Source organism: Halomonas sp. AOP7-B1-5, from assembly GCF_052353045.1.
In the GTDB taxonomy this organism is placed as follows: Bacteria; Pseudomonadota; Gammaproteobacteria; order Pseudomonadales; family Halomonadaceae; genus Vreelandella; species Vreelandella colorata.
Map to the genome: position 1 here is coordinate 1 of NZ_JBQTDC010000023.1, position 20,511 is coordinate 20,511.

18 protein-coding genes are annotated in these 20,511 nt (G+C 55.4%); 9 read left to right on the plus strand and 9 right to left on the minus strand.

Annotation, left to right across the window (positions count from 1 at the left end; all coding sequences use genetic code 11):
* Positions 1-386 precede the first annotated feature (386 nt).
* The 9 genes from ACT3XD_RS12095 to ACT3XD_RS12135 form a co-directional block, all read right to left on the minus strand.
* Positions 387-959 (minus strand): hypothetical protein, encoded by a 573-nt coding sequence (locus ACT3XD_RS12095; RefSeq protein WP_192538179.1) that lies wholly within the window; start codon positions 957-959, stop codon positions 387-389.
* Between the two features lie 21 nt (positions 960-980).
* Positions 981-1,823, minus strand: coding sequence for a class I SAM-dependent methyltransferase (locus tag ACT3XD_RS12100; RefSeq protein WP_192538180.1), 843 nt, complete (start codon positions 1,821-1,823; stop codon positions 981-983).
* On the minus strand, positions 1,820-3,541 hold the full coding sequence (locus ACT3XD_RS12105; protein WP_192538181.1) for an AMP-binding protein: 1,722 nt from the start codon (positions 3,539-3,541) through the stop codon (positions 1,820-1,822). Before ACT3XD_RS12105 ends, ACT3XD_RS12100 begins: the two co-directional genes overlap by 4 nt.
* Positions 3,542-3,593: 52 nt before the next feature.
* A complete protein-coding gene (locus ACT3XD_RS12110) occupies positions 3,594-4,517 on the minus strand; it encodes a hydroxymethylglutaryl-CoA lyase (protein ID WP_192538182.1) in 924 nt (307 codons plus the stop codon).
* Between the two features lie 11 nt (positions 4,518-4,528).
* Positions 4,529-6,619 carry an acetyl/propionyl/methylcrotonyl-CoA carboxylase subunit alpha gene (locus ACT3XD_RS12115; RefSeq protein WP_192538183.1) on the minus strand — a complete coding sequence of 697 codons (2,091 nt, stop codon included), beginning with the start codon at positions 6,617-6,619 and terminating at the stop codon, positions 4,529-4,531.
* The gene (locus tag ACT3XD_RS12120) at positions 6,616-7,440 is read right to left on the minus strand and encodes an enoyl-CoA hydratase/isomerase family protein (RefSeq protein ID WP_192538184.1); all 825 of its coding nucleotides are present in this window, start codon (positions 7,438-7,440) and stop codon (positions 6,616-6,618) included. The genes ACT3XD_RS12115 and ACT3XD_RS12120 overlap by 4 nt, the downstream gene beginning before the upstream one ends.
* Before the next feature lie 10 nt (positions 7,441-7,450).
* Complete coding sequence (locus tag ACT3XD_RS12125) at positions 7,451-9,058, minus strand: carboxyl transferase domain-containing protein (protein WP_192538185.1); 1,608 nt, start codon at positions 9,056-9,058, stop codon at positions 7,451-7,453.
* A 9-nt stretch (positions 9,059-9,067) separates the two neighbouring features.
* The gene (locus ACT3XD_RS12130; RefSeq protein ID WP_193092281.1) at positions 9,068-10,237 is read right to left on the minus strand and encodes an isovaleryl-CoA dehydrogenase; all 1,170 of its coding nucleotides are present in this window, start codon (positions 10,235-10,237) and stop codon (positions 9,068-9,070) included.
* 87 nt (positions 10,238-10,324) lie between these two features.
* Positions 10,325-10,750, minus strand: coding sequence for a MerR family transcriptional regulator (locus tag ACT3XD_RS12135; RefSeq protein WP_192538187.1), 426 nt, complete (start codon positions 10,748-10,750; stop codon positions 10,325-10,327).
* Positions 10,751-11,243: 493 nt separating this feature from the next.
* On the opposite strand from ACT3XD_RS12135, the gene ACT3XD_RS12140 reads away from it, so the two are divergent.
* The 9 genes from ACT3XD_RS12140 (at position 11,244) to ACT3XD_RS12180 (ending at position 20,344) form a co-directional block, all read left to right on the plus strand.
* The gene (locus ACT3XD_RS12140; protein WP_192538232.1) at positions 11,244-12,005 is read left to right on the plus strand and encodes an ABC transporter ATP-binding protein; all 762 of its coding nucleotides are present in this window, start codon (positions 11,244-11,246) and stop codon (positions 12,003-12,005) included.
* Positions 12,002-12,766: an ABC transporter ATP-binding protein gene (locus ACT3XD_RS12145; RefSeq protein WP_407648096.1), complete on the plus strand. Its 765-nt coding sequence runs from the start codon at positions 12,002-12,004 to the stop codon at positions 12,764-12,766. The genes ACT3XD_RS12140 and ACT3XD_RS12145 overlap by 4 nt, the downstream gene beginning before the upstream one ends.
* Positions 12,767-12,817: 51 nt before the next feature.
* The gene (locus tag ACT3XD_RS12150; protein ID WP_192538188.1) at positions 12,818-14,041 is read left to right on the plus strand and encodes an ABC transporter substrate-binding protein; all 1,224 of its coding nucleotides are present in this window, start codon (positions 12,818-12,820) and stop codon (positions 14,039-14,041) included.
* A gap of 115 nt (positions 14,042-14,156) precedes the next feature.
* Positions 14,157-15,044, plus strand: coding sequence for a branched-chain amino acid ABC transporter permease (locus tag ACT3XD_RS12155; protein WP_192538189.1), 888 nt, complete (start codon positions 14,157-14,159; stop codon positions 15,042-15,044).
* A 2-nt stretch (positions 15,045-15,046) separates the two neighbouring features.
* Positions 15,047-16,054, plus strand: a complete 1,008-nt coding sequence (locus ACT3XD_RS12160) for a branched-chain amino acid ABC transporter permease (protein ID WP_192538190.1) — start codon at positions 15,047-15,049, stop codon at positions 16,052-16,054.
* Between the two features lie 198 nt (positions 16,055-16,252).
* Positions 16,253-17,407 (plus strand): acyl-CoA dehydrogenase family protein, encoded by a 1,155-nt coding sequence (locus ACT3XD_RS12165; RefSeq protein ID WP_192538191.1) that lies wholly within the window; start codon positions 16,253-16,255, stop codon positions 17,405-17,407.
* A gap of 50 nt (positions 17,408-17,457) precedes the next feature.
* Positions 17,458-18,573, plus strand: coding sequence for an enoyl-CoA hydratase/isomerase family protein (locus ACT3XD_RS12170; RefSeq protein WP_192538192.1), 1,116 nt, complete (start codon positions 17,458-17,460; stop codon positions 18,571-18,573).
* A 53-nt stretch (positions 18,574-18,626) separates the two neighbouring features.
* Complete coding sequence (gene mmsB, locus ACT3XD_RS12175) at positions 18,627-19,529, plus strand: 3-hydroxyisobutyrate dehydrogenase (protein ID WP_192538193.1); 903 nt, start codon at positions 18,627-18,629, stop codon at positions 19,527-19,529.
* Positions 19,530-19,717: 188 nt separating this feature from the next.
* Entirely contained in the window at positions 19,718-20,344 is a 627-nt protein-coding gene (locus tag ACT3XD_RS12180; protein WP_192538194.1) for a glutathione S-transferase family protein, read from the plus strand.
* The last annotated feature ends 167 nt before the right edge of the window (positions 20,345-20,511 follow it).

Below are 20,511 nucleotides of genomic sequence, written 5' to 3' on the forward strand. Positions count from 1 at the left end.
GGTGAGAGTAAACTGCAGGCCTGTTTTATCCGCCATGGTATCGCTCCTTGAACCGCGTTTGCTAATGAGAAACGCTTAGGGTAGCGGGCTGAGCGGGAAGGGCAACCCTTGGAGGTTAAGAGGCGTTAATCTCTTACAGCGTTGTAAGACATTGCTTACAAAATTATTGGCATCGGCTTACAAAGACGGTGGAAGACTAAAAAATTAGCGTTTTCGCATGTAAGAAATGAGTAACGATTATGGTCAAGCAACGAAAAGCTTTTGGCATGGATGTGCTTAAGTACTGAGGCGATAACTACCGAGGCAATAACTGCAGAAAGGGAAATGTCTTACACGCAGGAAGACAAGTAATAGCTTATAAAAAGAATGCTAATAGTAATAAGAACCTAAAAAGGCAAATGCAGCGATGCGCTGAGTTGATTGAGGTGGCTTAGCGTTGGTGCATCAACGCGTTCATATTCCAAACGGGTGATCAGCCGGTTAATGGTGACGGTGGCGCCAAAGCCTTGCAGCCAGGCGGTGCCGCCTTCGTCTGCACCTTGAGGCTGGTCGGTATCGCCGCGCCATTCGGTCAGGCCAGACTTAGCGTACATACTGAAAGCCCCCATACGGATGCCTGCCACAATGGCGCCGCCTAAACTTAGCGTATCCATGATCATGGGTGACATGCTGGAGGCAATCGGCACTTCTTCGCTTTCGCGGTAGGCAATTTCAGCGCCAATATCTAATTGGGGGAGTTGCCAGGGACTAAACCCGGCCGTTAAGCGAAAACCGGATGTGTAGGTGTCCAAACTGCTTAAATCGCTGCCTTCCAGTACCACGCCGTTATCGAGTCGCATGAGCTCGCTCTCCGGCATGGCATAGGCAATTGCTGGCACCTCGTCATTGGCGACAGCGGCTACAATAGTTAAATTCAAACCGATAACACTGTACAGGATAGCGCCAGCCAAGCGTTTCATTGGCGTTCCTCATCCTTGGCTTTAATTATTATCCCCACCAGCATAGCAACTGGCTTTAACTTCTACCAAGTTAATTGCCTGCTGCTTGAGGTTAAAAAGCAGGTTTTTGCCCATTTCCTGGAAGCGCTCACCAAATACCCACTGCGGCGAAAGGATTGGCATCTGGGCGGTTTGCTCTTTATTGCCCTGGCGCTCACGCCACTCCAGGGCGATATCGCTCCAGTCAACGCAGTGCTCAAGCGTAAAGCCGCTTTGCTGCAGTTGCTGGGTAAGTGCCGTTTGGCTAAGCAGGTGCGAGTGCGTGGGTTCTGTCGCCCAGGGCACAGGGTAGCGCAGGGCGTCTACATTAGGCCCGCTCACTACTTCATGCATTACCAGCTGCCCGCCAGGGCGTAATACCCGGTGGCTTTCGGCAAACACCCGGGTGGCATCAGGCATATTGAGCAGGCTGTGCTGAAATAAAAGCGCGTCAAAGGTGTTATCTGCAAACGGTAGGGCAGTCGCATCTCCCGTTATCCAGAAAAGCGGCGTTGAGTGGGGTTCGCTCAACTCACTTAGCGCTTTATTGAGTGCGTTAAAACGGTGGGTAATGTCCAGGCCGGTCACCTGAAAACCCTGCGCTGCGCCTTGGCGCATTAACCCGCCCAAGCCTGCACCAATATCCAGAACGCGTGGATGAAGGGCTGGGTCAAGCAGCGCGAGCAACCGCGTAGTGGCCGTTACGCCGCCGATATGCAGCTGATCAAGCGGGGCCAACTGGTGCAGGGTAGGGCCCGCCGGATAATGGCTGCGAATTTGCGCCAGCACATCGGCATCGCGCAGCCCCTGCTGGTAATGCTCAGCCAAACGCGGTGCGTCTGTCATGACGGTGATTCTGGATTCAATCCCAGCTCTTGAGTGGAAATTTCGCGCATCTTGAATTTCTGGATTTTGCCGGTCACCGTCATGGGGAATTCATTGACGAATTTAAAGTAGCGGGGGATCTTGAAGTGGGTGATCTTGCCTTTACAGAACTCACGCAGGTCTTCGCCGCTAATCTCACCCGCCGTAGCGTTGAGTTTTACCCAGGCAACCAGCTCCTCACCATATTTTTTGTCGGGCACGCCGGTGACCTGCACATCGGAAATCACCGGGTGGGTGTACAGAAACTCCTCGATTTCTTTGGGGTAAACGTTTTCACCCCCGCGAATCACCATGTCTTTAATACGTCCGACGATCTGGATATAACCCTCTTCATCCATGGTGGCCAAGTCGCCGGTATGCATCCAGCCGGATTCGTCGATGGCCTCACGCGTGGCCTGCTCGTTGTTCCAGTATTGGAGCATGACGCTATAGCCCCGGGTACACAGCTCACCGATTTCACCGCGGGGTAAGATGGCGCCATTGCCGGGGTCAACAATTTTGCTCTCCAGATGCGGCTGGGTACGCCCCACGGTGGAAACCCGCTTTTCAATACTGTCATTTGCGCCCGTTTGGGTAGAAACCGGGCTGGTTTCAGTCATCCCGTAGGCGATCTGCACGCCCTTCATGTTCATCTTGTTGATGACTTGTTTCATGATCTCGGCTGGGCAAATCGAGCCTGCCATGATACCGGTACGCAGTGAAGAGAGGTCGGTGTTGGCAAACTCGGGGTGATCCAGCTCAGCGATAAACATGGTAGGCACGCCGTAGAGCGCGGTGGCTTTTTGTTCGTGAACGGCTTTGAGTACTTTACCGGGGTCAAAGCCTTCATCGGGGTAAATCATCGCCGCTCCATGGGTCATACAGCCCAGATTACCCATGACCATGCCAAAGCAGTGATAAAGCGGCACCGGAATGACCAGACGATCTTCGCTGGTAAAGCCCATGCTTTCAGCCACAAAAAAGCCGTTATTAAGAATATTGTGATGAGAAAGCGTGGCGCCTTTCGGAAAGCCGGTGGTACCCGAGGTGTATTGAATATTGATCGGGTCGTCAAACTGAAGGGTGCTTTGCAGGTCGTTTACGTCGGTTTGGCTAACCTTGCTCGACTCCTGCATTAAATCTGACCAGCGCCACATGCCGGGATGTTTCTCGCTGCTTAAGTTAATCACGCACTCAAGCTGGGGTAGCTTTAGCGATTTGAGCGCACCTTCTGCACTGGTTTGAAGCTCCGGCGCCAGCTCATAGAGCATGCCGCGGTAGTCTGAGCTTTTGAAACTGTCGGCGCAGACCAAAAAACGCGCGCCGGATTGGTTAAGCGCATACTCAAGTTCATGAGTACGGTAAGCCGGGTTGATGTTGACTAAAATGGCACCAATTTTGGCGGTAGCGAATTGGGTTAATGTCCACTCGCTGCAGTTAGGCGCCCACATACCGACCCGATCACCACACTTCACGCCAATGGCCAGTAACGCACGTGCGCAGCGGTTTACCTCTTCATGAAGCTCGCAGTAGCGCCAGTGAATATTCTGGTGCAGCACAATCAGGGCATCGTTATCGGGATACTGCGCGGCAATTTGATCGAATTTATCGCCGATAGTCATGCCCAGCAGCGGTTTGTCAGCGGTGCTGCTGGCATAGCTGGGCAGGGCTTTAGATAGGCTGGGGTCATGTAGCGCCATGATGTCTCTCCGTATTTTTATTGTCTGATCGAGCAGGCCGCGTTGATGAGGGTTAGCTTGAGCGTGCGCCTCTGGCCAGGGCAACTTTTGAGGTCGGCTTACGGCCCAGCGCCTGGGTAATCCAATTACCGGTATCCAGCACGGCCTGCAGATCAATCCCCGTTTCAATGCCTAAACCTTCCAGCAGGTAAAGCACGTCTTCGGTGGCGACGTTACCGGAGGCACCTTTGGCATAAGGGCAGCCGCCCAAGCCGCCGGTCGCAGCATCAATCACGCTGACACCTTCTTGCATGACCGCATAAAGATTGGCGATGGCCATACCATAGGTATCATGAAAATGCGCCGCCAGCCGATCGATCGGCACCTGCCCGGAAACGGCCTCAATCATGCGCTTGGCAGCCAGCGGCGTACCCACTCCAATGGTGTCACCGAGGGAAATCTCATAGCAGCCCATGTCATAAAGGGCCTTGGCCACCTGAGCGACTTTCTCAGGGGGAATATCGCCTTCATAAGGGCACCCCAGCACACAGGAAACGTAGCCGCGCACACGCACATTCGCATCACGTGCGCGCTTGAGCACAGGCTTGAAGCGCTCAAGGGATTCAGCAATCGAGCAGTTGATGTTCTTTTGTGAAAACGCTTCAGAGGCCGCACCAAATACCGCTACTTCATCGACGCCTGCGGCCAAGGCATTTTCAAGCCCCTTGAGATTAGGGGTAAGGGCCGAGTAAACCACGCCGGGAGTACGGGTAATGCCATGCATTACGTCGGTCGCATCGCCCATTTGCGGCACCCACTTGGGTGATACAAAGCTTGCCGCTTCAATATGGCGGATGCCGGCATTGGCGAGCCGATGAATCAGATCGATTTTGGTCGCGGTAGGCACCATTGACCCGGGCTCGTTTTGCAGGCCGTCTCGGGGGGCCATTTCGAACAGGCGCACGCGCTGGGGAAGGCTGGATTGGCGCAGTACCATGGTCAAGCTCCTTATTCGCCTGGGGCGAAGTCGAGTAATACATCACCCTGGCTAACGGTATCGCCTGCCTGAAAGCGGAAACCTTCCACGCGGCCGTTAGTCGGCGCGGTCATGGTGTGTTCCATCTTCATGGCTTCCATGACCATCAGGGGAATGCCTTTTTCGACGCTCGCCCCGGCTTCAACCAGCAGCGCCACCACCGTGCCATGCATGGGAGCGGTAAAGCTCGCCTGCACTTCATGCTGGCCGTGATCAATCGCATCAATGCGCTGCCAGTAAAGGCGGGTTTCGCCCTGCGGGTCGACCATGATTAACACATTGCCATCGCGCTGGGCATGCAGGCGGCGGCGATGCCCGTTAAGGGTAATCGCCACGGCATTGCCGGTAAGCGGTTGAAGGCTGGCGCTAAAGGTTTGCTCATTAACGGCGTGGCCATTAATGGTTAGGTGCCACTCTGGGTCACCCGGGTGTCGTTTGCCTTCCACAACCACTAGGGGGCTTGCATCCTCCGGCGCTTGAGAGTGCTTGGGATCGTGCAGGGCAATGCGCACCGTGCGTGGCGCGTTAAGCCGAAAGCCATCATGGCGATCCCAGGGCGAATTGCTTTCGCACTCCTGGGCCAGCTGGTGTAACGCTAGTAACGCGGCGCTGGCATAGTCTTCAGGCTGGTAGTGGTGCGCGGCAAACAGGGTGGCCTCGTGGCGCTCGATAAACCGTGTATCCAGCTCTACGTTCTTAAACGCGGGGTGAGTCGCCAGGCGCTGCAAAAAAGCCCGGTTGGTGACCACGCCCTGTATATCGAGGGCCGCTAGCGCGCGGTTAAGGGTGGCCAGGGCGGCATCCCGGTCACTGCCATGCACAATCAGCTTGGCAAGCATGGGGTCGTAGTGCATGGAAACCGTATCACCGCTTTCCACACCGCTATCCAGGCGCACCTGCTCGGCCTTTAAGTCGGTGTCCGCTAAATCGAGCGCAAAGCGAGTAAGCTTGCCCGTGGCGGGTAAAAAGTCCTGATCAGGGTCTTCAGCATAAAGGCGTGCTTCAAAGCTATGCCCGGTGATCGTCAATGCTTCCTGTGTGCAAGGCAGCGATTCACCCATTGCCACCCGCAGCTGCCATTCGACCAGATCCTGGCCGGTGATCATTTCAGTCACCGGGTGCTCGACCTGCAGACGGGTGTTCATCTCCATAAAGTAGAACGCCCCGTCCTGGCCTGGCGAAGCATCCAATAGAAACTCAACCGTGCCCGCGCCCACGTAGCCAATTTCCTGAGCGGCACGCACGGCTGCATTACCCATCGCCGCGCGTAGTTCCGGCGTCATGCCCGGGGCGGGGGCTTCTTCGAGGACTTTTTGGTGGCGGCGTTGAATGCTGCAGTCGCGCTCGAATAGGTACACGCCGTGGCCCTGACTATCACAAAATACCTGTACTTCCACATGACGTGGCTGGACCAGGTATTTTTCGATAAGCATACGATCATCGCCGAAAGCGGCTTTAGACTCGCGGCGACAGCCTTCCAGCGCTGCCTGAAAGGCCTCGCTTTTTTCGACCACGCGCATGCCTTTACCACCGCCACCGGCGCTGGCTTTGAGCATGACCGGGTAACCGATTTTATCGGCCTCAGCCCGGAGCAGGTCATCATCCTGGTTATCGCCGTGGTAGCCCGGCACCAGCGGCACATCTGCATTGGCCATGCGCGCTTTGGCGGCCGATTTATCCCCCATGGCGGCAATGGCTGACGCGGGCGGCCCGATAAAGGTAATACCCGCTTCTTCGAGTGCTTTTACAAAGGCGCCGTTTTCTGAAAGAAAGCCGTAGCCGGGATGAATGGCGCCACTGCCGGTGCGCTTGGCGGCGTCAATCACCGCCTCGATATTCAAATAGCTTTCGCGCGCAGCGGCGGGACCAATACGAATGGCTTCATCGGCTTCACGTACGTGGCGGGAGTTGGCGTCGGCATCGGAATAAACGGCAACGGTTTTAAGCCCCATAAGGCGTGCCGTGCGCATTACCCGACAGGCAATTTCACCCCGGTTGGCGATCAGCAGGGTGTCAAAGGGCGTGGTGCGCAGGTTAGATTCAGACGACGTGAGGTGGCTCATGAGCGGCGCTCCTTGGCATTGCCGGATAGAGGCGTTTCAGCCCAGGCGGGGCGACGCTTTTCAAAAAATCCAGCCAGTCCTTCCTGGCCTTCCTGGCTAACCCGCAGCTTGGCAATCACCTGACAGGTTTGTTCGCGTGTGGCGTCAGAATCAGGCGACTGGCTGACCGTTTGGAGCAGCGCTTTGGTAACCTGCTGCGCCTGCGGGGAACCGGCGAGCAAAGTTTCCAGCATGGCATCTACCGCGCTATCCAGTGCGCCGTGTTCAACGACCTGATGGGCCAGGCCCAGACTGAGTGCGGTGGGCGCATCAATGACTTCAGCGCTCAACGCGTAACGGCGCATCTGGCGTGCGCCGAGTGCGCGGTGTACATAGGGGCTAATGACCGCAGGCGAGAGGCCAATCTTGACTTCTGAAAGGCAGAACCTGGCTTTATCGGAGGCAATAACGATATCGCAGCAGGCGGCCAAGCCTACGGCGCCACCAAAGGCTGCACCCTGAACCCGGCACAGCGTGGGGCAGGGCAGCGTATCCAGGCTGTGCATCAGCGTGGCGAGCTTGCGCGAATCGGCCAGATTGTCTTCAAAATCGTAATCGACCATGCGCTTCATCCAGTTCAAATCCGCGCCCGCTGAGAAGCTATTGCCTTCAGAGCCCAGTACCACCACGCGTACCTCACCGCTTTTAATCAGCATCTGAAGCTTGTCGAGGTGTGCATTCAGCTCGGCAATTAGCTGGTCATCAAAGGCGTTGTGAACGTCCGGGCGATTAAGGATTAAGCGGGCAACACCTGCATCTATGGTTAACGTTGAATTCGTCATGATAGGCCCCTTACATCCGGAACACGCCGAAGCGTGTCTCTTCAATCTCAGCGTTCATGGCCGCGGCCAGCGCTAAACCCAGTACATCGCGGGTCTGTAGCGGGTCGATTACGCCGTCATCCCAGAGCCGGGCACTGGCGTAGTAAGGGTGTCCCTGGTGCTCATACTGTTCGCGGGTGGGCTGCTTGAACGCCTCTTCGGCCTCTTTAGTCCATTCGCTGCCTTCGCGCTCATACTGCTCGCGCTTAACCTGAGCCAGTACGCCAGCGGCCTGCTCGCCACCCATGACGGATATACGCGCGTTGGGCCACATGAATAGCATATTAGGATCATAAGCGCGGCCGCACATGCCGTAGTTACCCGCCCCGAAGCTTCCGCCAATCAGCACGGTGAATTTGGGTACCTTGGCACACGCTACGGCGGTGACCAGCTTGGCGCCATGCTTGGCGATACCTTCATGCTCGTACTTGGAACCCACCATGAAACCGGTGATGTTCTGCAGAAAAATCAACGGAATTTTGCGCTGGGCGCACAGCTCAATAAAGTGGGCGCCTTTGACGGCACTCTCTGAAAACAGCACGCCGTTATTAGCCACAATACCCACCGGGTGGCCATGAATATGCGCAAATCCGGTGACCAAGGTGTCGCCGTAGTAGCGTTTGAATTCATCAAAATCAGAGCTGTCGACGATGCGCCCGATGACTTCACGAACATCAAAGGGCTTTTTAAGGTCGGTGCCCACAATGCCATAAAGCTCCAACGGGTCGAGCTTGGGCGGCTCGGGAGCCTGCATGGCAAGCTTGCCGCGCTTTTGCCAGTTCAGGCGCGAGACACAGGCCCGGGCAAGCTGCAGGGCATGCATATCGTTTTCGGCATAATGGTCGGCCACGCCGCTGACCTTGGCATGTACATCGGCGCCGCCCAACGCCTCGGCACTGATGCTTTCACCGGTGGCCGCTTTGACCAGCGGCGGGCCACCCAGAAAGATGGTGCCTTGCTCTTTAACGATGATCGATTCATCGGCCATGGCGGGCACATACGCGCCGCCTGCCGTGCAGGAACCCATCACCACGGCAATTTGCGGAATGCCTTCGGCCGACAGGGTGGCCTGATTATAAAAAATGCGCCCGAAGTGGTCGCGGTCAGGGAAGACTTCATCCTGACGGGGTAGAAAGGCACCGCCGGAATCGACCAGATAAATACACGGTAGGCGATGCTTGCGGGCGATTTCCTGGGCGCGAATATGTTTTTTGACCGTCAGCGGAAAGTAGGTGCCGCCTTTTACCGTGGCATCGTTGGCCACAATCACGCATTCAACGCCTGATACGCGCCCAATGCCGGTCACCACACCGGCGGCCGGTACGTCGCTTTCATACACCTTGTGGGCAGCAAGCGCTGAAAACTCTAGAAAAGGCGAGCCTTCGTCGATCAGGTGATCGATGCGGTCACGCACAAACAGTTTACCTCGGCTCTCATGACGCTCACGAGATTTAACGCCGCCACCCTGGGCAACGGCCGCGGTGAGTTCATGCAACTGGGTAACCACGCCACGCATCGACTGCTCATTGGTCTGAAAGAGCTCGCTACGTGGATTAATCTGAGTGCTGAGAATGCTCATGGCGCGCCTCTACTGGCTTTCGGTGAAGAGTTCGCGGCCAATCAACATCCGCCGAATTTCACTGGTGCCCGCGCCGATTTCATAAAGCTTCGCGTCGCGCAGCAGGCGCCCGGTGGGGTATTCGTTGATATAGCCGTTACCGCCCAACAGCTGAATGGAATCCAGCGCTACCTGGGTGGCTTTCTCGGCACAGTAGAGGATGACGCCGGCGGCATCCTTGCGCGAGGTCTGGTCGCGATCACACGCGGCCGCGACGGCATACAGATAAGCGCGGCAGGCATTCAGCGTGGTATACATATCCGCCACTTTGCCCTGTACCAGCTGGAACTCACCGATCGACTGATTAAACTGTTTGCGCTCATGAATATACGGCATCACGACATCCATGGCGGCCTGCATGATGCCGACCGGCCCTGCGGCCAGTACGGTGCGTTCGTAGTCCAGTCCGCTCATCAATACGCGCACACCTTTGCCTTCTTCGCCCAGCACGTTTTCAGCGGGAACCTCGCAATCCTGAAACACCAATTCGCAGGTGTTGGAGCCGCGCATGCCCAGCTTGTCGAGCTTCTGCGCCGTGGAGAATCCCGGCATGCCTTTTTCGATCAGGAAAGTGGTAATGCCTTTGGACCCGGCTTCCGGGTCAGTCTTGGCGTAGACCACCAGCACATCGGCATCGGGGCCGTTGGTGATCCACATTTTGTTGCCGTTTAGAAGGTAGTTATCGCCGACTTTTTTAGCCCGCAGCTGCATGGAGACCACATCGGAACCAGCGCCAGGTTCGGACATGGCTAGCGCGCCGACGTGTTCGCCGCTGATCAATTTGGGCAGATATTTGGCTTTCTGTTCGGCGGAGGCGTTGCGCTTGATCTGATTCACACACAGGTTGGAGTGGGCACCGTAAGACAGTGCGACCGATGCGCTCGCCCGGGAGATCTCTTCCATGGCGATACAGTGGGCAAGATAGCCCATGCCACTGCCGCCATCTTCTTCAGACACGGTGATGCCTAAAAGGCCCATGTCGCCAAACTTCTTCCATAAGTCGTTAGGAAATTCATTATTGCGGTCGATTTCCGCGGCGCGCGGGGCAATTTCGCTGGCGGCGAAGGCATTGACCTGCTCGCGCAGCATGTTCATTTCGTCATCAAGACCGAAATTCAGTTCTGAGTAGAGAGAGTGCATGGTCAATCACCTGTTTATTAGAAATTGTTTATGAGAAATTGCTTATTGAAAATCATTGTTGGATAGGGAATGAGACGCCACGAAATCTTAAGTAGACGATGAAGCCTGAATGCGTTCTTCATCGGATTGTTTTTCGTGTAGCTCCTCAAGCGCCTGACGGCAGCGAATCTCGGCACTTTCAAGCTCCAGCTGTACCATGGTGATATCTTTCATCTGCTGTTCAAGCGCTGCCCGGCGTTCGCCGATTTTGTTCAACATAAGCTGCAGCTGTTTTTCACTACCGCTGCGGGTCTCATCCCAAAGCTCAAATAATTCTCGGATCTCCGCCAGTGAAAGCCCCAGCCGTTTGCCCCGTAGGGTCAACTTTAGCCGTACTCGATCCTTGCTGCTGTAAATGCGTGTTTGGCCCCGCCGTGCCGGGTGAAGCAGTTCCTGATCTTCGTAAAACCGAATGCTACGGGTGGTGACGTCAAACTCGCTGGCCAGTTCGCTGATCGAGTAGGTTTTGCTCATGGGTTAATTCTCTTCAAAAGGGGCTGTTCCTATGGAACACTGCTGATGAGGCTAAAACAAGTTTACGTTAACGTAAAGAAGTCATTGCCTAAGCCAATGGTTTAATGGTTTGGTTTAACTCTATGTAAAATAAATACTTAATGTTTTATTAGCATTTAATGTTATTTTTTGTAGACCAAAGTTGTAATTGTAATTGCCTGCTAGAGATTGCTAGTTTGCACTTAAACCTTACGTAAAGGTAAAGATGCATTGCCAGCTAACAATAATAACGAACCTACCTCATTAAAGCGGTAAGGAGCTGGTGAAACGTCAGCACGAGAATTGCTCAGCATAAGAACAACAAGAGGCTTATTGCTCTATGAGTGCAGACAGTACTTCCGCAAACAGTACTTCCGAGAACAGTACTTCCAAGAGCAGTACTTTCACGACCGGTACTTCTACACAAAGTGCTTTGGCAACAAGTGCTTCGACAACAAGTTCTTCCCAAGCGCCAGTGCTCGAAACGCGAGGGCTGACAAAAGCGTTCCGTGGCTTTACGGCGGTGGATAACGTTAATCTCAGCGTTCAGGAAGGCCATATTCATGCCCTGATCGGGCCTAACGGTGCCGGTAAGACCACCGTCTTTAACTTACTCACCAAGTTTCTTCCCCCCACGCGGGGCGAAATTCTGTATCACGGTAAGCCGATTACCGCGCTTAAATCCAACCAGATTGCCCGGCTTGGTTTAGTGCGTTCATTTCAGATTTCCGCGGTGTTTGCCCATATGACGGCGCTTGAGAACGTACGCGTTGCGCTTCAGCGCCAGCTCGGCACATCCTTTCACTTCTGGAAATCGGAAAAATCCCTAGATCACCTTAACGAGCGTGCCTTGGCACTGCTTGAAGAAGTGGGGCTGCGCGAGTATGCCGATACGCTAACGGTTGAAATGCCTTATGGGCGCAAACGGGCGCTGGAAGTTGCGACGACGCTGGCGCTAGACCCTGTGATGATGCTGTTGGATGAGCCAACCCAAGGCATGGGGGCCGAAGACGTTGACCGCATCGTAGCGCTTATCAAACGCGTTTCCAAAGGGCGAACGGTCCTGATGGTCGAGCACAACCTGAGCGTGGTGAGCCGCCTGTGTGATCAAATCACGGTGCTTGCCCGGGGCGCTGTTCTGGCTGAAGGGGACTATGAAAGCGTGTCGCGCAATCCGCTGGTGCGTGAGGCGTATATGGGCAGCGACGCCGCTGAACAAGAGAGGGCCAGCGCATGAGTATTGCCGATGCAGCAGCCGTTGATACGCAAGCCGCGGCGCCCAGCACCCACGTTCAGCCGCGCGAAATGCTTAGGATAAAAGACCTGCACGCCTTTTATGGCGAATCGCACATTCTTCACGGGGTGAACTTTGACGTAAAGCAGGGCGAGCTTGTCACCCTGTTAGGCCGCAACGGCGCTGGGCGAAGCACCACGCTTAAGGCCATCATGAACATGGTAGGACGGCGAACGGGCTCTATCGTCATCAACGGCCAGGAAACACTGGCGATGAAGCCCCACCATATTCCACGTCTGGGTATTGGCTATTGCCCTGAGGAACGGGGGATTTTCTCAAGCCTGGATGTTCATGAAAACCTGCTGTTACCGCCTACGGTCAGTTCGGGCGGTATGAGCTTGGACGATATTTACGCCATGTTCCCCAATTTATATGAACGGCGTAAAAGCCAGGGAACGCGGCTTTCCGGAGGCGAGCAGCAGATGCTGGCCATGGCACGCATTTTACGTACCGGCGCACGCCTTTTGCTGCTGGATGAAATTACCGAAGGGCTGGCGCCGGTCATCGTGCAAAAACTGGGCGAGGTGTTGGTGCTGCTCAAGGCCCAAGGGATGACCATTGTGCTGGTCGAGCAGAATTTCCGCTTTGCCGCACCGCTTGCCGACCGCCACTTTGTGATGGATCACGGCCAGATAGTAGAAGAGATCAGCGCCGCACAGCTACCTGCGCGGCGCGAGCATCTCAATTCGATGTTAGGGGTATAACCAGGTTACGTCGCAACACAACAACAAAGGCTTAAGGGCCAGGAGACGAACATGACGTTAATGAAAAAAACATTGGTTGCCAGCATTGCCGTAGCAGCTGCTTCCAGCATGGCAATGTCGACAGCGCAGGCCGAGATCAGTGACGGCGAGGTGCGGATTGGCTATCTGGCCGATATGTCGGGTACTTATCGCGATCTGGCCGGGCCCGGTGGATTATCGGCGCTTGAGATGGCGATTGAAGATTTCGGTGGCAGCGTTAATGGCTCGCCCATTGTGGTCTTCAGCGCCGACGACCGTAATAGCGCCGACGTAGGTGCCAACACGGTGCGTGAATGGATCGATCAGCGCAACGTGGATATGGTGGCGGGCCTGGTGGCCTCTTCTGTTTCGATCGCCGTTACCAAAGTGCTTGAAGAGAACGATGGCTTAGGCATTGTATCCGGTTCGGCGGCTTCAAGTATTACTAACGAGCACTGCACACCGAACCATATCCACTGGGTTTATGATACTTATCCGCTGGCCAACGGTACCGCTAAAGCGGTGGTCGAGCAGGGCGGTGATAGCTGGTTTTTGCTCACTGCTGATTACGCCTTTGGCCATGCGCTTGAAGCCGATGTCACTAACGTAGTGGAAGCTAGCGGTGGTGAAATTGTTGGCGGTGTCCGCCATCCGTTCCCAACCAATGACTTCTCTTCTTATATCCTCCAGGCCCAGGGTTCTGGCGCCAAAATTGTTGGTCTGGCCAACGCCGGTGCGGATACGGTTAACGCGATTACCACTGCGAGCCAGTTTGGGTTGACGCAAAGCGGCCAGCAGCTTGCGGGCCTGCTGATATTCTTGAATGACGTGCATGCGCTAGGCCTTGAGGCCACCCAAAACCTGCTGTTAACCACCGGCTGGTACTGGGACATGGATGACCAGGCACGCGAATGGTCCGAGCGCTACTTCGAAGAAGTTGGCCGCATGCCCACCATGGTACAGGCGGGTATCTATTCAAGCACCATGCATTACCTGCAAGCCATTGAAGCCGCGGGCACCGACGATCCTGAAACCGTACGTGCCCAGATGGCTGAAGAGCCCATCAATGACTTCTTCGCCCGCAACGGTCGTATTCGTGAAGATGGCCGCATGGTGCACGATATGTACCTGGCGCAGGTGAAAACCCCGGAAGAGTCCACCGGTGAGTGGGATCTTTACGAAATCCTCAGCACCATTCCTGCCGAAGAAGCTTACCGCCCGCTGTCTGAAAGCCAGTGCAAACTGGTACAGAACTAAGCTCCGTCTTAGTCATTATTCAGCGCCAGGGCATTGTTAAGCGCTAAGTCATTATTAAGCGTTACCGCTTGGGTCGCCGGGTAAGGCGGCCCAACGCGGCGAGGAGATTCGTGCTATGACGATGATATTTGGTGTGCCCATGGCGGTGTTCATGGGGCAGCTCACCCTGGGGCTGGTCAACGGTGCGTTTTACGCGCTGTTAAGCCTGGGGCTTGCCGTCATTTTTGGCCTTTTAAAAATCGTCAATTTTGCACACGGCGCGCAGTACATGCTGGGCGCATTTGCGGCCCTTTTGGGGTTTCGTTATCTGGGGATTAACTACTGGCTGGCGCTCATTTTAGTGCCGCTGGTGATTGCTGGGCTAGGCATGCTGGTAGAGCGTTTTCTACTGCGCCGCATTGCCCATTTGGATCACCTGTATGGGCTTTTATTAACCTTCGGGTTGGCGCTTATTTTTGAGGGCACGCTGGTTAACTTCTTTGGCGTTTCAGGTGCCCGCTATGCAACGCCTGAAATACTCCAGGGCGGGCTGAATCTGGGCTTTATGTTCTTGCCTACGTATCGGGCCTGGGTTCTGGTGGCCGCACTCGCCATGTGCCTGTTTACCTGGTTTATGATCGAGCGCACCCGGCTAGGCGCCTATTTACGCGCGGGAACCGAGAACTCGCAGCTGATGCAGGCATTCGGAGTCAACGTACCGCTGTTGATCACCCTTACCTATGGCTTTGGCGTAGGGCTGGCGGCGTTTGCCGGTGTACTGGCAGCACCGCTTTATCCGGTTTCGCCGACCATGGGGTCAAGCCTTTTGATTGTGGTGTTTGCCGTGGTCGTTATCGGCGGGATGGGGTCGATACTAGGCGCTATTCTCACCGGGCTGGGGATGGGCATTATTGAAGGGTTAACCAAGGTCTACTATCCGGAAGCCGCCAATACGGTGATTTTCCTGGTGATGATTTTAGTGCTCATGTTGCGCCCAGCTGGGCTGTTCGGGAAGGAGGCATAGCCATGACCGAATCTCACACTTTGAAAGCGCCTTCTGTGGTGGCAAAACGCCAGCGCCGGGCCAATCAGCGTCGTACGCTCTTCTATATTGCACTGGTCGTGATGGGGTTGGTGGCACCGTTTCTAGCGTACCCCGTGTTCTTGATGAAGATACTCTGCTTCGCGCTGTTTGCCTGCGCCTTCAACCTGCTGCTGGGTTACGCAGGATTGCTGTCTTTTGGCCATGCTGCGTTTTTGGCCACCGGCGGCTATGTAACGGGGTATTTGCTGGCAAGCTACCCGGGGCTTACCCCTGAGCTTGGAATTATTGCCGGTACGCTTTCGGCCACGCTGCTAGGCGTGTTGTTCGGCGTGTTGTCTATTCGCCGCCAGGGCATCTACTTTGCCATGGTGACGCTGGCGTTGGCGCAGCTGATGTTCTTTGTGTTTATCCAGGCACCGTTTACCGGCGGGGAAGATGGACTGCACGGCGTGCCGCGGGGCAATCTGTTTGGGCTTATCAGCCTAAGTAACAATCTGGCGATGTACTACTTCGTGTTTACGGTTTTCCTGCTCGGCTACGCGCTTATCCAGCGCACCGTGCATTCGCCGTTTGGCCAAGTACTGAAAGCCATTCGTGAAAACGAGCCGCGGGCCATTTCGCTGGGTTACAACGTGGATGCCTATAAGCTGGTGGCGTTTGTTATCTCTGCGGCGTTGGCGGGGCTTGCCGGTTCAACCAAAACCGTGGTGTTCCAGCTGGCGTCCCTTACCGATGCCCACTGGCATATGTCGGGCGAGGTCATCCTGATGACGCTGTTAGGCGGGGTAGGCACGTTGCTGGGGCCGATCATGGGCGCAGGGCTAGTCGTCAGCTTGCAGCATATTCTGTCCCAGTCGCCGCTGGGCAACTGGGTAAGCGTGATGCTGGGGCTAATCTTTGTGGTCTGCGTACTAAGCTTTCGAAGCGGTATCGTAGGGGAGCTTGGCAATATGTATCGTAAAAACTTCAAGTATCTTCAGGCTGTTTAAAACCGCGCTGTTTTGGTTGAACAGGCCTTTGGATGTGGCGCCTTCGAGGCGCCTTTTTTATACGCGTAAATGAGTCGCTCTACACCGAAGGTCGTGGGCGCCAAATGGTTGCGCAGCACTGGTTTAGGCGATAAGTTAACGTAAACGTCAATTACAACGACAACATCTAATGTGTGTACACATTAGCGGAGATTGGCCATGAACTTTGAGTTGAGTGAAGACCAGGTAGCCTTTGCCGATATGGCGCGGGCCTTCGCCCAAAATGAGCTTGAGCCCCATGCTGCACAATGGGACGCCGAGGCTATTTTTCCCGTAGACGTTATCCGTAAGGCCGGTGAGCTGGGCTTCTGCTCGCTTTACGCGCCGGAAAGCGTGGGCGGGCTGGGTCTTTCCCGGCTGGATGCCAGCATTATCTTCGAGCAGCTTTCCATGGGCTGTACCTCTACCACGGCGTATCTCACCATCCACAATATGGTGACCTGGATGCTTGCCGATTTCGGCCAGCCCGATGTGGTTGAGCAGTGGGGGGCGAAGCTTGCGACCGGCGAGCTGCTCGGCTCTTACTGCTTAACCGAGCCCAATGCGGGTTCCGATGCGGCCTCGCTTAAAACCACGGCCAAGCGCGATGGCGAACACTACGTGCTCAATGGCAGCAAGATGTTTATTTCCGGCGCGGGCAGCACCGATTTTCTGGTGGTGATGGCGCGTACCGGCAGTGAGGGCGCTGGTGGCGTTTCCGCGTTTGCCGTGGATGCCAAGTCGCAAGGCATTAGCTACGGGCGCAAAGAGGACAAAATGGGTTGGAACAGCCAGCCTACCCGAATGGTTACCTTTGAAGACGTCCGCGTACCCGCCAATCACCTGCTGGGTAGCGAAGGTGATGGCTTCAAGATCGCCATGAAAGGTCTGGATGGCGGGCGGATCAATATCGCTACCTGCTCTATCGGCACAGCGCAGCAGGCGATCAATAAGGCCCGCGAATATATGCTTGAGCGCAAGCAGTTCGGTAAGCGTCTGGCAGAGTTTCAGGCCCTGCAGTTTCGCCTGGCCGATATGGTCACCGAGCTGGTAGCCGCCCGCCAATTGGTAAGAATGGCCGCGACCAAACTGGATGCCGGCCACGCCGATGCCACCACTTACTGCGCCATGGCGAAACGTTTTGCTACTGATGTGGGCTTTAACGTCTGCGATGAGGCGCTGCAGCTATACGGCGGCAACGGTTATATCAAGGAGTACCCCATGGAGCGCTATGTGCGTGACACGCGGGTACATCGAATTCTGGAAGGCACCAACGAGATTATGCGCCTGATCATTTCGCGCCGAGTGCTCGCCGATAACGCCGCCGAACTATAAATCTACCGGACTATAGTGATAGTCACTGATTACCTATCAAGGATGGTTGAATGAGTAGCGTACTGTTTACCGAGCACTCTACCGACGATGGCCATGCGATCGCTGAAATCAAACTTAACGCCGAGCGCTCGCTGAACGCGCTAACGTTAGACATGATCGAGGCCATCCTGCCCCAAATAGACGCCTGGGAAGCCGACGAGCGTATTGTCGCCATCCTGCTGGATAGCGCAGGTGAAAAAGCCTTTTGTGCGGGCGGCGATGTGGTCAGCCTTTATAAAGCCATTACCGGCCAAGGCGACCCCAACTTCCCTGAGCGGTTTTTCGAGACGGAATACCGCCTGGATTACCGGCTCCACACCTATTCAAAACCGGTTATTTGCTGGGGCAATGGCATTGTAATGGGCGGCGGCATGGGGCTGTTAAACGCCAGCAGCCACCGTGTGGTCACAGAAACCTCCCGCTTAGCCATGCCCGAAGTGACCATTGGCCTGTATCCCGATGTAGGCGCCAGCTGGTTTTTAAACCGTCTGCCGGGCGGTGCCGGGCGGTTTCTAGCTATGACCGGCAGCCAGATTAACGCCCCTGATGCGCTAACCCTGGGCCTGGCCGACCGCTGTATCGCCAGCCATTACCGCGACGAGCTTATTCAAAAGCTTATGAACGCAACCTGGGGCGCCGGGGAAAATACCGATGCCCACGGCGTGGTAAACCGCACTCTGCGCGAACTAGAGCAAGCCTCTAAAGCCGATTTCGCGGAGCTGGATACGCCGGTGGGTAATTTCGCCCCGTTGATTCGCGAGTTGATGGATCACGACACCGCTGAGCAGATGGTAGCTGCCGTGCTGGCGGTGGAAAGTGACGACAAGTGGTTCAACAAAGCGCAAAAGACCCTGGCGCACGGCAGCCCGGTTTCCATCAAACTGATCGATGAGCAGCTAAAGCGCGCCAAACATATGTCGCTTGCCGAAGTGTTTCAGTCAGAGCTTGCGCTTTCGGTTCAGTGCTGCCGCCATCGCGAGTTCCCGGAAGGCGTACGTGCCTTGCTCGTGGATAAAGACGGCCAGCCCGCCTGGACCTATGCCGATGTAACGGTGGTGGAAGACAGTTTTATCGACGAGCTTTTAGCCTCGCCGTGGCCGGAAAGTCCGCTCGCTGATCTTAAGTGACTAGATAAAACAGATGTTCTTGAACGTTAACAATCAACAATAAGGACAATATTATGGCTATCGTGGCATTTGTCGGTTTAGGCAATATGGGCGGCCCTATGGCGGCCAACCTGGTCAAGGCCGGTTACACCGTGCGTGCATTCGACCTGTCAGAAGCCGCCTTGGAAACAGCCCAATCACAAGGCTGCGAGGTGGTAAGCTCGGCCCGTGAAGCCGCCGCCGAGGCTGATTTCATTATTTCCATGCTGCCCGCAGGCAAGCATGTAAAAGCGCTGTACGTTGATGGGGATGTGCCGTTGTTTGACGTCGTCCAACCGGGCGCGTTGATTATTGACTGCTCGACCATTGATGCCGATACGGCGCGTAACGTTGCCGATATTGGTGAGAAGCGCGGCATTAGTTTTGTGGATGCGCCGGTGTCCGGTGGGGTAGGCGGTGCCCAGGCAGGCACGCTGACCTTTATTGTAGGTGGCAGCGACGACCAGTTCGCGAAGGCTAAGCCCGTACTCGATGCGATGGGCAAAAATATCTTCCACGCGGGCGACCACGGTGCGGGGCAGGTGGCTAAAGCGTGCAACAACATGCTGCTATCGGTATTAATGGCGGGCACCTGCGAAGCGATCAATATGGGGGTTAAAAACGGTTTAGACCCCGCGGTGCTGTCTGAAATCATGAAGCAAAGCTCGGGCGGTAACTGGGCGCTAAACGTTTACAACCCCTACCCTGGGGTAATGGAAAATGCCCCCGCGTCAAAAGGCTATCAAGGGGGCTTCCAGGTAGATTTAATGATCAAAGACCTGGGGCTTGCCATGGATGTCAGCCAGCAAAGCGCCGCACCCGTGCCCATGGGCTCTGCCGCCCGTGCGCTGTTCACGCTGCATAAAGCGGGCGGCAACGGCAAGCTCGACTTCTCCAGCCTGATGCAGTTTTATCAGGATAAGAAAGGTGAAAGGTGAAGGGTGTAGGGTGTGGGGCGAAAGATGTTGTAGCGCGTGGTAACGAATCTTGCGAGGCACGAGCAAATGAGGCACCCGCAGCGGCGGCCCGGCGCGAAAGGGCGGCGAAGCCGCCCCACACCTAAACCACCTTTATCTCACGGCGTGATCGGGTAAACTCTTAAAAAAACCAACCAATAAGGAACGTTATGATCACGCTGTGGGGTCGCAATAACTCGACCAACGTTAAAAAAGTCATATGGGTACTTGAAGAGCTGGAAGTGCCTTTCGAGCAAATTCAGGCGGGCCTTCAACACGGGGTCAATAACACCCCGGAGTACCTGGCAATGAACCCTAACGGGCTGGTGCCGGTATTAAAAGATGACACCACTGACAGCGTGCTTTGGGAATCCAATACCATCATTCGCTACCTGGCCGCGCAATATGGCCAAGGCAAACTGTGGGTAGAAGACCCGGCAAAACGCGCCCAGGCAGAAAAATGGATGGACTGGTCAAGCAACACGCTTTCGCCCGCCCACCGGGTGATATTGATGGGCTATGTAAGAACACCGCCCGAGCAGCGTGATAACGCCAAGATCGAAGCGGGCATGCAGAACTGCGAAAAACTGTTTGAACTGCTGGATAACGTACTCGCCAAGCAGGCATGGTTCTCCGGCGAGGAGTTTGGCCTGGGTGATATCGCCGTCGCGCCGTTTATCTACAATTTATGGAATATAGGCCTAACCTGGCAGCCGCGCCCTAACCTGGAGCGTTGGTACCAACAGCTAACTGAGCGGTCCGTATTTCGTGATGTAGTAATGATCCCAGTTACCTAAACCGCTTCATCTTTATAGCCGCATCCTCCGCGGGTGCGCTAACGCTTACACCGCGCTACAAAATCAATGGTTTCAAATGCTTGCTCGCGATGTGGTGGTTCGCGTTGTCTAAACCGTTTCACCGCTGTGGCCGCATCCTTCGCGGGTGCGCTAACGCTTACACCGCG